Here is a 14,553-nt window from a genome sequence, read left to right on the forward strand (position 1 = left end):
CCCCATGTCGAGTCGTCTCCTCGAACTGCACGTCGAGAACTTCCGCAGCCTGCGCGACGTGACCGTCCCGCTCGGTCCGCTGACCGTGCTGGTGGGGCCGAACGGTGTGGGCAAGTCCAATGTGCTGAAGGTCTTCGACTTCCTCGCCGACATCATCCGCACCGACCTCCAGCCCGCGCTGGACGCCCGGGGCGGTTTCGACGAGGTCGCCTTCTGGGGCGGTGTCAAGCCGCCCACGTCCATGCGCATCCAGCTCAAGGCCACCTGGACGAGCCACTCCACCCTGAACGCGCCCGACGAGTACGACCTGACGATCCGGCGCCGTTCGCTGCGGTCCCACGGGCCCGCCTACACGCTCTCCCGCAAGGAGGTCTTCGCGTTCAAACGGACGCGGGGGCGGGGGCGGCGCATCACCATCTCCGGTGAGGAGGCGCACGTCGTCGACCAGCGCTCCGGCAAGGAGGAGGGCAGCGGGAGCAGCTTCGGCATCCGCCGGCTGAGCAGCGGTCTGTCCACCCTCCCCCGGCTCGGCCCCTCGGACGGCGGCGACGAGGTGACCCGGGTCGCCGACCGTCTCTCCTCCTTCCGGGTGTTCGACGTCGACGTGGCCGCTGCCCGGCTGCCCACCCAGCTGCGTGCCGCGGACATGGCGACCCTGGCACCGCACGCGGAGAACCTGGCCGCGTTCCTGATCAGCCTGAGTGCTCGGGACGACCTCTGGGAGCGCCTCGTCGAGGACGCCCGGCACGTCCTCCCGCAGTTGGAGAACATCGAGTTCGAGGAGGTCGGCGGGGCGATCGACCAGCTCACGGTGGTACTGCGGGAGCGCGGACTGCGCCGGCTGACACCGCTGGCGGATGCCTCCTACGGCACGGTCCGACTGCTCGGCCTGCTCGCCCTGCTGTACGACCCCCGTCCGGCGGCGTTCACCTGCATCGAGGAGATCGACCACGGCTTGCACCCCCAGGCGCTGGAGTTGGTGGTGCAGCGGTTGCGGGAAGCCTCCGAGCGCACCCAGTTCATCGTCGCGACCCACTCTCCCGCTCTGGTCAACCGGTTGCGTCCCGGGGAGTTCCTGGTCTGTGACCGGGACGAGGAGGGCGCGTCGATCATTCCGGCGCTGACCGTGGACGAGGTGGAGGCGATCGTCGAGGCGTCCGGGGACCAACCGCTGGGCGAACTCTGGTTCGCGGGCGTGCTGGGCGGCGATCTGACCGGGGATGCGCTGTGACGGGCCGGGACCGGGGCGGCGACCGGCGGGGCGGCGCACGGGGACGCGTGATCGTCCTCGCCGGCGAGGACCAGAACGACTGCGAGATCGTGGCGGCCTTGATACGCGCGCACCGGCCCGACCTGTGTACGGCCGCCAAACTGGTCCGCATCAACGATCCCGTGCGGTTGCGCCGCAAGTCTGGCCAGGAACTGGCCGTGGCGGCGAAGGCCCTCGTCGGGAAGGCGCGGGCCAAGGCCCTCCAGCAGCGTTCGGAACTCGTGGGGTTGGTGGTCCACGAAGACCTGGACGGGTTCACCGACCCGCAGTACCGGAAGGTGCGGGCGGCGGTCGCGGACGCTCTGCGGACCCAGTGCGGCGGAGCCCTCACCGCCCTGGCGCTCGCCGCCTGGGAGTCCGAGGGCTGGCTCCTCCTCTTCCCGGACGCCTTTGCGCGCGTGCACCCGAAGTGGAAGGTCCCCGCTCAGTTGCGCGGCAAGGACTCGGGGCGACTCAAGGGGCCCAAGGAAGAACTCAAGAGACGGCTCGGCTCTCCCGTCTTCCGCGAGAGCGACGGCCCCGCGGTCGCCCGCCGCGCTCTGGAGCACGGGCTGGTCTCCGTTCCGGAGGGCCGGAACGACTCCTACGCCGACTTCGTCGAGGAGTTGGCGAGCTGGGCCCCGCCCGCCGCGCGCTGACGCCGCGCCCCGCCGTGGCCCCGCGGGGAAACGGGGGCGCCCTGCGAGACTGGCCGGGTGAACGCTCAGAAGCCGGTCCGGTGCGTCCAGTGCGGGCACACGTGCGTGATCCTGGCCCAGGCCGCCGATCCGGAGACGCGGCTCCCCCGGTGGCGCTACACCTGTCTGGACTGCCGGATCGCCTGGTGGGTCGACCAACACGGGGGCACCGCCACCGACTACGCCCGCCGGGACCCGCCGTCCTGACCCGTGCCCGGCCTGCGCGCGGGACGGGCCCGTACAACCTTTCGGCGGTCGAAGTCGTCCTGCGCATGTCGACGTCATCCGGTACGGCGGGTCCGCCGTACCGGATGGCGCCCGGACGCGTGGACCGCGCATCCGGGCCGCGGGCAGGCAACCGCGGGGACCGCCGTCGGCATCCTCCGGTCCGGAAGGCACCCGGCGTCCTGCCGGGGCCGCGCCGCCCCGGCTCCGCCCACGCGTCGACGTCGGGACCGGGGGCGTCGCAGACGACGAGGAGACCGTTGGTGGACCGTGTCGCGGGGAACGGCTCGCCGCTGGCGCCGGAAGGACCCCGGGCGGCGGCCGGGGTCCTCCCGGAGACCGCAGCGGCTCCGCGCCCGGCCGGTCGCCGTCGACCGGGCGCGGGCGGAACCCCTCGTTCAGGGGAACCGGTCGGGAACCTTCCACCGGCGTACGGGTGTCCACCCTGGGTACGACCGCCCTTGTGCGGGCCCGGACGTCGACGGACGAAGCACCACACCCGACTACCGTGACAGGCACATATCAAGACTGACTCTTCGTGTAGGAACAAGGCACACTGACGAAACCTCAGGAATCACGTCAGGCAGGGCAGGGGAACGCATGGACGGAGTACCGCGAGTCCCGGATCAGCGCCGCCCGGTGGCACCCGCTTCCGGTCGGCCCGCGACCCCGCACATCGGCGGGGCCCGGGCGCACGACCGGGAGGGTGCGGGCGGCACCGGAGCCACGGTGACCGGCCCCGCCGGCGGGGCCGGCGCCGGACCGGACCCGGGGCACGGCCACCGGACGCACACCGACGCCGACAGCAGGACGCACCACACCGACGACCGCGCCGCCGGGGCGCACCCGACCCGGGCCGCGGCGGCCAGCACCCACCAGTCGACCAGCGACGTGCCCGGGGCGGACGCCAGCGCCCTCCCGGCGCCCGGCGCCCCGACCGCGCGACGGCCCGCCGGGGTCGACCGGGCGGCGCCGGAACTCCGCTTCGGGGTGCTCGGCCCGGTGCGGGCCTGGCGCGGGACGGCGCCCCTGGCGACCGGCTCGCCCCAGCAGCGCGCGCTGCTCGCCGCGCTGCTGCTGCGCGAGGGGCGGATGGCCACCGCCGACCAACTCATCGACGCGCTCTGGGGCGAGGAGTCCCCCAGTCAGGCGCTCGCCACCGTCCGCACCTACGCCTCCCGGCTGCGCAAGACGCTCGGGCCGGGCGTACTGAGCAGCGAGGCGGGCGGCTACGCGATCCGGGTGCCGCCCGAAGCGCTCGACCTCACCCGGGCCGAGGACCTGTCCGCCGCGGCGGACAAGGCGCGCACCGGGGGCGACCTGCCCCGGGCCCGCGCCCTACTGAACGAGGCGCTCGCGCACTGGGAGGGCGAGCCCCTGGCGAGCCTGCCCGGACCGTACGCGCAGAACCAGCGCACCCGACTGGAGGAGTGGCGGCTCCAACTCCAGGAGACCCGACTGGACCTGGACCTGGAACAGGGCCACCACGCCGAGTCGATCTCCGAACTCACCGCACTGACCGCCGCCCATCCGCTGCGCGAACGGCTGCGCGAACTGTTGATGCTGGCGCTCTACCGCAGCGGACGCCAGGCCGAGGCGCTCGCCGTCTACGCCGACACCCGGCGGCTGCTCGCCGAGGAGCTGGGCGTGGACCCGCGCCCCGACCTCAGCGGACTGCACCAGCGCATCCTGCGCGCCGACCCCTCGCTGAGCCAACCCGTCGCGACCGCACCCGAGCCGGCACCCACCCCGGCCCGTCCCGCGCAACTCCCGGCGACAGTACCGGACTTCACCGGACGTTCGACCTTCGTGGCCGAGCTGAGCGAGGTGCTCACCACCGCCGAGGGGCGGGTCATGGCGGTGTCGGCGGTCGCGGGCATCGGCGGCGTCGGCAAGACCACCCTCGCGGTGCACGTGGCGCACGCCTCGCGGGCCGGCTTCCCGGACGGGCAGCTGTACGTCGACCTCCAGGGCGCCGGCCCCCGGGCCGCCGAGCCCGAGGCGGTGCTCGGCGCGTTCCTGCGGGCGCTCGGCACCCCGGAGCCGTCGATCCCCAAGACGCTGGAGGAGCGCGCCGCCCTGTACCGCACGGTGCTCGACGGGCGGCGGGTGCTCGTGCTGCTGGACAACGCGCGGGACGCCGCCCAGGTGCGCCCGCTACTGCCCGGCACCGAGGGCTGCGCGGCGCTGGTGACCTCCCGGGTGCGCATGGTGGACCTGGCCGGAGCCCACCTCGTGGACCTCGATGTGATGTCCCCCGAGGAGGCCCTGCAACTGTTCACCCGGATCGTCGGCGCCGAACGCGTCGGCTCCGAACGCGAGGCCGCGCTCGACGTGGTCGCCGCCTGCGGCTTCCTGCCGCTGGCCATCCGGATCGCCGCCTCCCGGCTGGCCGCCCGCCGCACCTGGACGGTGTCGGTGCTCGCCGCCAAGCTCGCCGACGAGCGCCGCCGGTTGGACGAGCTCCGGGCCGGCGACCTCGCGGTGAAGGCCACCTTCGAGTTGGGCTACGGCCAGTTGGAGCCGGCGCAGGCCCGGGCGTTTAGGCTGCTGGGCCTCGCGGACGGCCCGGACCTCTCGCTGTCGGCGGCGGCCGCCGCCCTCGACCTGCCGGAGGAGGAGGCCGAGGACCTCCTCGAAGGGCTGGTCGACATCTCCCTGTTGGAGTCGGCGGCGTCCGGCCGGTACCGGTTCCACGACCTGCTGCGGTTGTACGCGCGGGCCTGCGCCGAACGGGACGAGCAGCACCCCGGGGAGTGCTCCGCCGCCCTCGGGCGGCTGCTCGACTTCTACCTCGCCACCGCGGCCGGGGTGTACGCGCTGGAGCGCCCCGGGGACCGCACCGTCGACCACCTGGAGCCCACCAGCCACCCCGGGCTGTCCTTCACCGACCGGGGGCCGGCGCTGGACTGGCTGTACTCGGAGGCCGAGTGCCTGCTGGCCGCCGTCCGCCAGGGCGAGCGGCCCGAGGGGCTGCGCCGCGCGGTGGACCTGCTGATCGCGGCGAAGACGCTGGCCGAGACGGGGGTGGGCGCCCGCCGCTACGAGACCGCGGCCGGCGCGCTGCGGGACGCCGGGGCCCGCACCGGCGACGTCCGCGCGGAGGCCCGGGCCCGGCTGACGCTGGCTCTGGTGCACAGCACCGGGGGCCGGTTCGCCGCGGCGGAGGCGGAGATCCGGCGGGCGCTGGAGCTCAGCGCGGGCGGCGACGACCCGTGGGTGCGCTGCAACGCCCCCAACGACCTGGGCATCATCGCCCTGTACGAGGGGCGGCACGCGGAGGGCGAGCGCCATCTGGGCGACTCCATCGCGGCGTTCCGGGCGGACGGCAACCGACCGGGCGAGGCGAGCGCCCTGTGCAACCTGTCGCGCATCCAACTCGCCGCCGGGCGCACCGAGACCGCGGTGCGCCTCGCCGAGGAGGGCGTGGCGATCTACGACCGGATCGGGCTCACGCTGCGGCTGGCCAACGGCCGTTACGCGCTGGGGATGGCGCTCACCCAGGCCGGCCGGCTGACCGAGGCGCTGGGGCAGCTCACCGCCGCGCTGGCCGTGTTCCGCGAGTCGCGGCAGCGGCTGTGGGAGGGGATGAGCCTGTTCCGGCTGGCGGAGGCCCATTTGGCGGGCCGGCGTCCCGCGCAGGCCGCGGCCCTCGCCGAGCAGGCGCTGGCCGCGCTGCGGGAGATCGGCGGTCCGTGGCGGCGCGGCAACGTGCTGACCCTGCTGGGGCGGGCCCTCGCCCGGCTGGGCCAGTCGGACCGTTCCCGTGCCTGTCTGACCGAGGCCCTCGCCATCTACGAGGAGTTGGGCTCGCACGAGGCCGAGGAGGTGCGCGGCCTGCTGGCGCCGGCCGCCGCGGCCTGAGCGCCCGTCACCGAGGTGCCGCTCCCCGGTCGTCGGGGGGCGGCACCCGTGCGTCCGGGGCGGGTGCGGAGGGCGAACAGGATCCAAAAACTTGCCGATTCAGAAATCTTGCCGTCTGTGCAAGATTTTTCTACCCTTCTCCCATGTCCCCCATCGACGAGCCCTCCGCGGACGGACCGCCCGGACTGCGCGAGCGCAAGAAGAGACAGACCCGACTCGCCCTGAGCCGGGCGGCGATCCGGCTGTGCGTGCTGCACGGCTGGGCCGAGGTGACGATCGAACGGATCGCCGCCGAGGCCGACGTCTCGGTCCGCACCTTCCGCAACTACTTCGCCGGCAAGGCGGAGGCGATCGCCCACAGCCACCTGGAGCGGATGACCGGGGTCGCCGAGGACCTGCTCGCCCGGCCGGCCGATGAGCCGCTGTGGGAAGCGCTCCGCCACGCCGTCCTGGGCCGGTTCGCACCGCCCGACTCCGTTCCGCAGGACCCGCGGTGGCGCGAGGGCGTACGGCTGATGCTGACCGAGCCGGCCCTGGCCGGCGAGATCGTCAAGGCCGGCGCCGCCGCCGAACGGACGCTGGCCGCCGCCGTCGCACGGCGCACCGGCACCGACCCCGATCACGACCTCCACCCGAGGCTGGTGGCGGCGGTCGTCGCGGCCGGCAGCACGGTGGCCGTCGAACACGGTCTGCGCTCCGCGTCCGCCGAACCGCTCGACACGGTCCTCACCCGGGTGTTCGAGCAACTCGCCGCCGGCCTGCCCGTCCCGCAACCGGGGCCGCACGGCCCCCGACCCGCCGAGGAGACCCGACCGTGACAGCCGACGTGATCGTCGTGGGCGGCGGCCCGAACGGGCTGATGCTCGCCTGCGAACTCAGCCTGGCCGGCATCCGCCCGATCGTGCTGGAGCAACTCCCCCGACCCAGTACCGTGCCGAAGGCCAACGGCCTGCTGGGGCAGGTAGTGCGCCTGATGGACCACCGGGGGCTGCACGAGCCGCTCAGCGGCAGCCCGGAGCCGCCGTTACCGAACTCGGCCTACTTCATGTTCGGCGCGCTCGGCCTCGACCTCAGCCTGCTGGACTCCAGCCCGCTCTTCGGCCTGGCCGTGCCGCAGCACCGCATCGTGGAGGTCCTGGCGGAACGGGCCCGGGCCCTCGGCATGGACCTGCGGCGCGGCCACCGGGTGCACGCCCTCGCCCAGGACGCACGGACGGTCACCCTCGACGTCACCGGTCCCGACGGCGAGCAACGGCTGAGCGCCCGCTACGCGGTCGGCGCGGACGGGGCGCACAGCGTGCTCCGCAAGCTCGCCGGGATCGGCTTCCCCGGCGTCGGCTACGACCGCCGCACCAACCGCACCGCGCACGCCGCCGTTCCGGCCGACTGGATCGACCCGGTCAACGGGGCCCTCGCGATCCCCGGCCGCGCACCGGTCCTGCCCTTCCTGCCCCACCTCACCGACCGGGGCAGCTTCTCCTACGCCCCCTTCCCCGGCCACCCGCCGCTGGTCAGCACCACCGAGTGGGACCAGCCCGCCTCCGACGGGCCGATGACGCTGGCCGAGCTGGCGTCGAGCGTCGAGCGGGTGCTCGGCGTCGAACTGCCGCTCGGCGCCCCGGACGGAGCGGGCCCGCACGTGCTGCGTCGACTGGACGGCGGCCACACCCGGGTCGCCGAGCGGTTCCGCGACCGCCGGGTCCTGCTGGTCGGCGACGCCGCCCACGTCTACGCCTCCGGCGGCGGCCCCGGGCTGAACCTCGGTCTCCAGGACGCCGCCAACCTCGGCTGGAAGCTGGCCGCGACCCTGCGCGGCACCGCCCCCGCGGGACTGCTCGACAGCTACGACGCCGAGCGCCGCCTCGCCGCCCGACGCATGCTGCTCAACGCCCGGGCGCAGGCGGCGCTGACCGCACCGGGAGAGGACGCCGCCGCCCTGCGCGAGCTGCTCACCGAGCTGCTGCGGGGCGAGCAGGTCGTCCAGCACCTCGCCGACCTGGTCGCGGGCAGCGACGTGCGCTACGACATGGGCGTCACCGACCCCCACCCCGCGGTCGGCCGCTTCGCGCCGGAGTTGGAGGTGGAGCTGGACACCGGGACGGAGCGGGTCCGGCTCGCCGAGCTCGCCCGGAGCGGTCGTCCCCTGCTGGTCGACCTGACCGCGGACCGGTCGCCGGCGGCGGCCCTCCCGGCCGGGCAGGACGCCGTCGACCCGGTCCTCGCCCGCGGCGGCCCGGACGGCCTCACCGGCCTGCTGGTGCGCCCCGACGGGTACGTGGCCTGGGCCTGCGGTTCGCTGCGCCCGGACGCGGCGGAACTGGCCGGACTGCGGGCGGCCGTCCGGCGCTGGTTCGGGGCCTGAGCCCCGGGCCCCGGCCGGGACGGCGGCGGTGTGACCGGGCCGGCGCAACCCCCCGCCCGCCCTCGGCCGTCCCGCCGGGTGAGGGGTCCGGGCGGCCCGGTGCCGGCCGGAAATCCTCCGGTCACCGGGGCGTTCATCGTTCGTTTATCGCCCGGGCCCATCATTCAGGCATCGGGTCGTCTTAGCGGGGGGCGGACGAACCGAGCGGGCGGACGGCCATCCCCTGGGGACAGCCGTCCGACCCGGTTCGTCCGGCACCCGACGGGGGTGTTGCCGGACGGATCCATCGCAAACGGCTCCCAGAAATCAGGAGTTCAGCACCATGAGCAACGCCGAGAAGCCCGGCAAGACCAAGACCCAGGACAACCACGCCACCGACGAGCCGACCGTGGTCACCAGGGACAACCACGCGACCGGCGGCAAGACCAAGCCCGCGGACAACCACGCGACCGGGGGCACCGCGAGGACCACGGACAACCACGCCACGGGCGGCAAGCCCTAGGGCCCGCCGCACCGACCGGGGGAGACGGGGGAAGCACACAGGGGGACGGGGGAAGACGAACCGCGGCGGCACCGAGGGGGAGCCGCCGCGGTTCGCTGTCGTCGTGCTCCCGCGCCGGTGGTCCCCGCATCGACGACCGGGCGAGGGACGCCCGGTGACCACAACCGCAGGGAGAGACACCATCATGATCCGCGCAGGGAAACTACTCGCCGTGACCGCCCTCGCCGCCGGGGCGGCCCTCGGCGCGTCGGGGGTCGCGACCGCCGACCAGCACGCCACCGGCGGCAAGGAGGGCGTCCAGGTCCGCCCCCTCGACCAGCATGCGACCGGGGGCCAGCAGCGCGTCGCCGACCAGCACGCCACCGGCGTCCGCTGAGGGCCGACCGCGGCCCGGCACGGCCGTGGGGCGAAGCGCCGGGGAACCGCCGCTGACCGGCCCTGATCGACGGTCGGCCCACGACCGGGACGCCGCTCCGGCACGGCACCGCCGTGACCGGAGCGGCGTCCGCCCGTCTGGCGAACCCGTGGCACCGGGCGTAGCGTCGGTGGCGTGAGGCCGAAGGAGGCGACGCCGATGGCGCGCAACGTCCTCGGATCGCTCCTCGCCCTCCTCGGTGCGACGGCCGCCGTCTGGAGCCCCTTCCGTGCCTGGTACGACGGCCGTCCCGGGCGGTACTACGAGGTGGGCGAGTTGTTCACCGCCCAAGGCGTCAGCGACGCGCGGGCGGAGCTGTTCCTCTCCCTGTTCCTGCCCTTCCTGGCCGCTGCCGTGCTGGCCCTGGTCGGGGTGGTGCTCCGCTCCCGGCTCGCGGTGGCCGTGGCCGGGGTGGTGGTGCTCGGGTTCACCGTGTTGTGGATGGTCCGCACGGGGCAGGCGATGGGCGAGTTGGCCGTCACCAGCGACGGTCGGGGGCTCGGCTGGGGTGTCGTCGGCGGGCTCGGCGGCGGGCTGCTGCTCCTGCTGGGCGCCGCCGTGATGTCCGGTCGGCCCGCCCGAGCCCGCTACGGGACGGTGCCGCCCCGCGGGGAGCCGCCGCCCGAACCGCCGCCGGGCGGCTGAGGTTCAGTCGGGTTCCTCGGTCGGCGGCTCCCCCTCGACGAGTCGTTCGGCGATCTCGTCGCCCCACTCCCCGGCCCAGGCACGCAGTTCGGCGGTCGCCCGGCGCCCCAGTCCGTAGGCGCGGAACTCCCGGTCGTCGAGCCAGGCGGCGCCGGCCAGCCGGGCCTGGAGGTCGCGCGGGTCGAAGGTGTCGGGGGCGTGCCGGCGGCCCAGTTCCTCCAGGTCGAGGCGGCTCCAGCGGTCGGCGACGGCGTGCACGTGGACCAGGTCGCGGGCCAGCCCCCGGTCGGCGAGTGCCCGCACCTTCGTCCCGATCAGGTCCTCCAGCGCCAACGCCAGCCCGAGGGGCGTGCCGACCGGCGGGTGCCACAGCGCCTCCTTGTAGAGGTGGACGCCCACGGGGGCGGAGTCCGGGGTGCTCGGAAGCGGGGCGAGTGCGCCGGGCGGCTCCGGTACGGCCACGGTGAGCCGGGCGGCCAGCGGTCCGCGTTCCTCGGCGGTCACGGTCCAGCCGCGGTGTTCCAGGGCGGTGCGGACGGCGGCGGTGACCTCGGCGAGCGGAGCGGCGGCGGCGGTGGCCAGGTCCACGTCCCGGCTGGCCCGGTCGACCAGGCCGTGGGCGCGGGCGGCCCACCCGCCGGCGAGGGCCAGCCGGTGCGGCCGGCCGGCGGCCAGCAGGGCGGGCAGGAGGCTGCGGTGCGGTTCGCCCGGGGCCGGCCCGGCGGTGGACGTCGTGGAGGGCATGGGGCGATTGTCCCCGCGGCGGGCGGCGCCCGCCGGTCCACCGCCCCGCCCGGCCCGGCGGTCCACCCCGTGGGACGGACCGGGCCGGGGGCCTCAGCCGTGACGGGCGGTGCCGGTGCCCTTCTCCGCGTCGAGGGCGTACACGCAGCGGTCCTTGCTGCACGCGTAGACCACCCCGGCCTGGACCACCGGGGCGCCGGTGATCTCCCCTCCGGTGGCCAGTTTCCAGCGCAGTCGGCCGTCGTCCGCCTTGAGCGTGTACAGCAGGTGGTCGGTGGAGCCGAAGTGGATGCGGCCCTCGGCGACGACCGGGGTGCCCACCACGTCCCCGCCGGCCTGGAACCGCCACTTGGGCGTGCCGGTCACCGCGTCGAGGGTGTAGAGGCCCCGCCCGCTGCCGACGTGGACGTGTCCGTCGGCGACCAGCACGGGTTCGGCCGAGGAGCGGGGTTCGGTGGCGATGCGCCAGCGGTCGCGGCCGTCCGCCGGGTCGAGGGCGTACACGGTGCCCAGGTAGTCGGCGAGGTAGACGCCGCCGCCGGTGACGGCGGGGCCGGGGGCGAAGGCCGGCGGGGCCAGGAAGGCGGCGGGGGCCTCGAAGTGCCAGCGCACCCGGCCGGTGGCGGTGTCCAGGGCGAGGACGCGGGTGCCGGCGGCGACGTAGACGTGGCCGTCGGACGCATGGGTGACCCGGACGGGCACCCCGCCGCAGGAGGCGGCGTCGCCGATCGGGTAGGACCAGCGTTCCTCCCCGGTGCGTGCGGCCAGGGCGCGCAGTCGTGCATCGTGCCAGACGTAGACGGTGTCGTCGTGGAGGGCGGGGCCCGCCTCGGCGGTCTCGAAGTCGGTCTGGGCCCCGGTGACCTCCCACAGCTTCTGGCCGCCGGAGGCGTCCCACGCCTGGACGGCGCCGCCGCGGGTGGCGGTGACGACGGTGCCCCGGTCGGCGCGGAGCGCGTACACCCAGCCGTCCGCGGACAGGCGCCACAGGTCGGTGCCCTCGCGGGCGTCCAGGGCGTAGAGGGTGGGGCCGTCCGAGGCGATGACCCGGCCGCTGGAGACGGCCATGGACCAGGCCACGTCGCGGGTCTTGAAGCGGCGGCGGCCGGTGGCGACGTCCAGGGCGTGCACCTCGAAGGAGGTGACGTACACGAGGTCGCCGTCGACGGCGGGGGTGCCCCACACGTCGTTGGACATCCGGAACCGCCAGGGGCGCCAGCCGGCGCCGCCGGCCGGTGGCGGGGCCGCGGGGCGGGGCGGGGCGGCGGGTACGGCGACGGCGCCCGGGCCGGCCGCGGCGGAGCGCGACCAGTGCCCGGAGAGCTGGGCCTCGGGGGAGCCGGCGTGGGCCGGGCGGGCGTCGGCGACCCGGGGTCCGGGGCCGATGGGCACCCGGGCGCCGGCGAGCCGCACCCCGCCGTGGCCGGCGGCGTGCCGTCCGGGTTCGGCGGGATGCCGGTCGGGGTGGGCGTCGGGGCCGGGGGGCGGTTGGTGCGGCAGGGGCGGGGCGTGCGGCGGGGGCGGCGGTACGCCGGGGGCGCCCCGGCCCCGGCCGCCGCGGGCGCCGCCCTGGGCGGGGGGCGCACCGTGGCCGTGCGGCGGGGCCTGCGGGTGGGCGGGGGCCGGGAGTTGGGCGGCCTGGGTGCGCCCCCCGCGGCGGGCTTCGATCAGGCTGGTGGCCCGCTCGGGCAGCCAGGCGGACGCGGTGCCGCTGTCGTCGGAGCCGGAGCCGAACAGGTGGGGGGCGAGTTGGGCCTGGAGGTCGGCGGGCGAGGGGCGGGCCGGGGCGTCGGGCTGCATGCAGGACTCGATGAGGGGCCGCAGCTCGTCGGGCAGCCCCGTCAGGTCGGGCCCCTCGCGCAGCAGCATGAACACCGTCTCGACCGGGTTGGCCCCGTGGTACGGGGCGTGGCCGGTGGCGGCGAACACCAGGGTGGAGCCCAGGGAGAAGATGTCGCTGGCGCCGGTGACGCTGCGGGAGTCCTTCGCCTGTTCGGGTGACATGTAGGCGGGGGTGCCGACCGCGACGTTGGTCATCGTCAACCGGGTGTTGGACACCCCGCTGGCGATGCCGAAGTCGATGACCCGGGGCCCGTCCTCGACGACGAGCACGTTGGAGGGCTTCAGGTCGCGGTGGACCAGCCCGGCGCCGTGGATGGACTGGAGCGCCTCGGCGACCCCGGCGGCGAGCCAGCGCACGGCCTGCGCGGGCATCGGCCCGCACTCGTTCACTATTTCCTCAAGGGAGGGGGCGGGCACGTAGGCGGTGGCCAGCCACGGCACGGCGGCCCGCGGGTCGGCGTCCACCACGGCGGCGGTGTAGAAGCCGGAAACGGCGCGGGCGGCCTCCACCTCACGGGTGAAGCGGACGCGGAAGAGCTGGTCCTCCGCGAGCTCCGTCCGCACGGTCTTGATCGCGACGCGTCGACCGGACGCCGAGCGGGCGAGGTAGACGAGCCCCATGCCGCCGGCACCGAGCCGCCCCAGCACCTCGAACGGGCCGATCCGTCTCGGATCATGCTGTGTCAGCTGATCCACCACTTGCCTGCCACCTCCCCGTACGGGCCGCCTCCACGAACACGACCCCGTGCAGCGTCTCACCACCGAACCGCCAGGGCGGCACGCACCCCGATTCTTCCTGCCCCGGGGGCCTGTTGCGAACCCGAGGACGAAACGGGATGTCTACGACTAGTCATCCCATTCGCCGCACGGCGCCCCCTTCCCGCCGGGCACCTGACGGTCCACCACGTGACGAGCGGCACTCGACCCGGTGCGCCGGGGGCCCCGGCCTCCCGCGCCGGGGGTCGGATGTGGCGCACGACTCAGTCTCCCGCGAGCCTTCACCACTCCCCCGCCTCCCGCCCGCCGGCCCACCCGCGTCGCTACGCATCCTCCCCCGTACCCTGCGGCCGGTCCGCGGAACCGCCCGCCGCCCCGCCCCCGGGGTCGGGGTCGGCGAGCACGTCGCACTCCTGGGTGGCCTCCGGGTCGTCCCCGGGCGGCGTACGGTCCTCGTCGTCCTGGAGGACCCCGAAGTCGGCGCCCTGGTCGTCGGCGAAGACGGCGATCCGGCCGTAGGGGGTGTCGGTGGGCGCCAGTTGGACGCGGCCCCCGAGACGGACGACGGTCGCGGCGGCGGCGTCGCAGTCGGGGACCCTGAAGTAGACCAGGAAGTGTGACGGCATCTCGGGCGGAAAGCTGTCGCCGATGAGGATGCGTCCGGCCACCGCGGCGTCCGGGCCGGGCGCACTCCCCGCGGGTGACCACACCCGCAGCTGTCCGCCCTCACCCAGATCGGTGGCGCCGTAGCCGAACACCGCCGCGTAGAACGGGTCCACCACCGCGGCGTCCCGTGCGTACACCTCCGCCCAGCAGAAGGACATCACCTGCTGCTGCCGGTCGAAGCCGGGGTGCCCGACGCTCTGCCAGAGCCCGAAGACGGCACCCTCCGGATCGGCGGCCAGGGCCGCCGACCCGTCGCCGGCCGGCTGCGGACCGGCCACCACCCGCCCGCCGGCCGCGTGCACCCGGCGCACCGTTCCCGCGAGGTCGGGGGCGGCGAAGTACACCGTCCACACGGTCGGCATCCGACCGTCCCGCTTGTGGACCAGGGCGCCCACCGAACGCTCCCGGTGGAAGGCCCGCGCATAGCCGCCGCTCTCGAACGTCCACCCGAACAGCTCTCCGTAGAACCGCTTCCCCGCGGCCAGGTCGGGCAACATCGCCTCGGCCCAGCAGGGCACCCCCTCGGTGAACCCGACCATCACCGCAACCTTCCCGTGAACCCACACTCCTTGCAATCTACGCCAAACGTCACCCTGCACCCCAAATCGGACCCCGTCCACCAGG

12 protein-coding genes are annotated in these 14,553 nt (G+C 75.3%); 9 read left to right on the forward strand and 3 right to left on the reverse strand.

Going from position 1 to position 14,553, the window contains the following annotated elements; genetic code table 11:
* Positions 1-4: 4 nt before the first annotated feature.
* From ABT092_RS19590 to ABT092_RS19630, 9 genes are all read left to right on the forward strand, one after another.
* Positions 5-1,231: an AAA family ATPase gene (locus ABT092_RS19590; RefSeq protein ID WP_351245480.1), complete on the forward strand. Its 1,227-nt coding sequence runs from the start codon at positions 5-7 to the stop codon at positions 1,229-1,231.
* A complete protein-coding gene (locus tag ABT092_RS19595; protein WP_351245482.1) occupies positions 1,228-1,908 on the forward strand; it encodes a hypothetical protein in 681 nt (226 codons plus the stop codon). Before ABT092_RS19590 ends, ABT092_RS19595 begins: the two co-directional genes overlap by 4 nt.
* Positions 1,909-1,965: 57 nt before the next feature.
* Positions 1,966-2,154, forward strand: coding sequence for a hypothetical protein (locus ABT092_RS19600; RefSeq protein ID WP_351245484.1), 189 nt, complete (start codon positions 1,966-1,968; stop codon positions 2,152-2,154).
* A 909-nt stretch (positions 2,155-3,063) separates the two neighbouring features.
* Positions 3,064-6,036: an SARP-family global regulator AfsR gene (gene afsR / locus ABT092_RS19605; RefSeq protein WP_502968465.1), complete on the forward strand. Its 2,973-nt coding sequence runs from the start codon at positions 3,064-3,066 to the stop codon at positions 6,034-6,036.
* 143 nt (positions 6,037-6,179) lie between these two features.
* Positions 6,180-6,854, forward strand: coding sequence for an acyl-CoA-like ligand-binding transcription factor (locus ABT092_RS19610; protein WP_351245488.1), 675 nt, complete (start codon positions 6,180-6,182; stop codon positions 6,852-6,854).
* The gene (locus tag ABT092_RS19615) at positions 6,851-8,398 is read left to right on the forward strand and encodes an FAD-dependent monooxygenase (protein WP_351245490.1); all 1,548 of its coding nucleotides are present in this window, start codon (positions 6,851-6,853) and stop codon (positions 8,396-8,398) included. Before ABT092_RS19610 ends, ABT092_RS19615 begins: the two co-directional genes overlap by 4 nt.
* Before the next feature lie 322 nt (positions 8,399-8,720).
* Complete coding sequence (locus ABT092_RS19620) at positions 8,721-8,900, forward strand: hypothetical protein (protein WP_351245492.1); 180 nt, start codon at positions 8,721-8,723, stop codon at positions 8,898-8,900.
* A 184-nt stretch (positions 8,901-9,084) separates the two neighbouring features.
* Positions 9,085-9,276 carry a hypothetical protein gene (locus ABT092_RS19625; protein ID WP_351245494.1) on the forward strand — a complete coding sequence of 64 codons (192 nt, stop codon included), beginning with the start codon at positions 9,085-9,087 and terminating at the stop codon, positions 9,274-9,276.
* Between the two features lie 198 nt (positions 9,277-9,474).
* Positions 9,475-9,960 carry a hypothetical protein gene (locus ABT092_RS19630; RefSeq protein WP_451363424.1) on the forward strand — a complete coding sequence of 162 codons (486 nt, stop codon included), beginning with the start codon at positions 9,475-9,477 and terminating at the stop codon, positions 9,958-9,960.
* Between the two features lie 3 nt (positions 9,961-9,963).
* Here ABT092_RS19630 and ABT092_RS19635 read toward each other — a convergent pair whose 3' ends face one another.
* The 3 genes from ABT092_RS19635 to kbpA all read right to left on the reverse strand — a co-directional run bounded on the left by ABT092_RS19635 (position 9,964) and on the right by kbpA (position 14,468).
* On the reverse strand, positions 9,964-10,704 hold the full coding sequence (locus ABT092_RS19635; protein WP_351245496.1) for a nucleotidyl transferase AbiEii/AbiGii toxin family protein: 741 nt from the start codon (positions 10,702-10,704) through the stop codon (positions 9,964-9,966).
* Between the two features lie 93 nt (positions 10,705-10,797).
* On the reverse strand, positions 10,798-13,245 hold the full coding sequence (gene afsK / locus ABT092_RS19640) for a protein serine/threonine kinase AfsK (protein WP_351245498.1): 2,448 nt from the start codon (positions 13,243-13,245) through the stop codon (positions 10,798-10,800).
* 341 nt (positions 13,246-13,586) lie between these two features.
* Positions 13,587-14,468: an AfsK-binding protein KbpA gene (gene kbpA, locus ABT092_RS19645; RefSeq protein ID WP_351245500.1), complete on the reverse strand. Its 882-nt coding sequence runs from the start codon at positions 14,466-14,468 to the stop codon at positions 13,587-13,589.
* Positions 14,469-14,553 lie beyond the last annotated feature (85 nt).

The organism is Streptomyces sp. NPDC002490, from assembly GCF_040296045.1.
GTDB lineage: Bacteria > Actinomycetota > Actinomycetes > Streptomycetales > Streptomycetaceae > Streptomyces.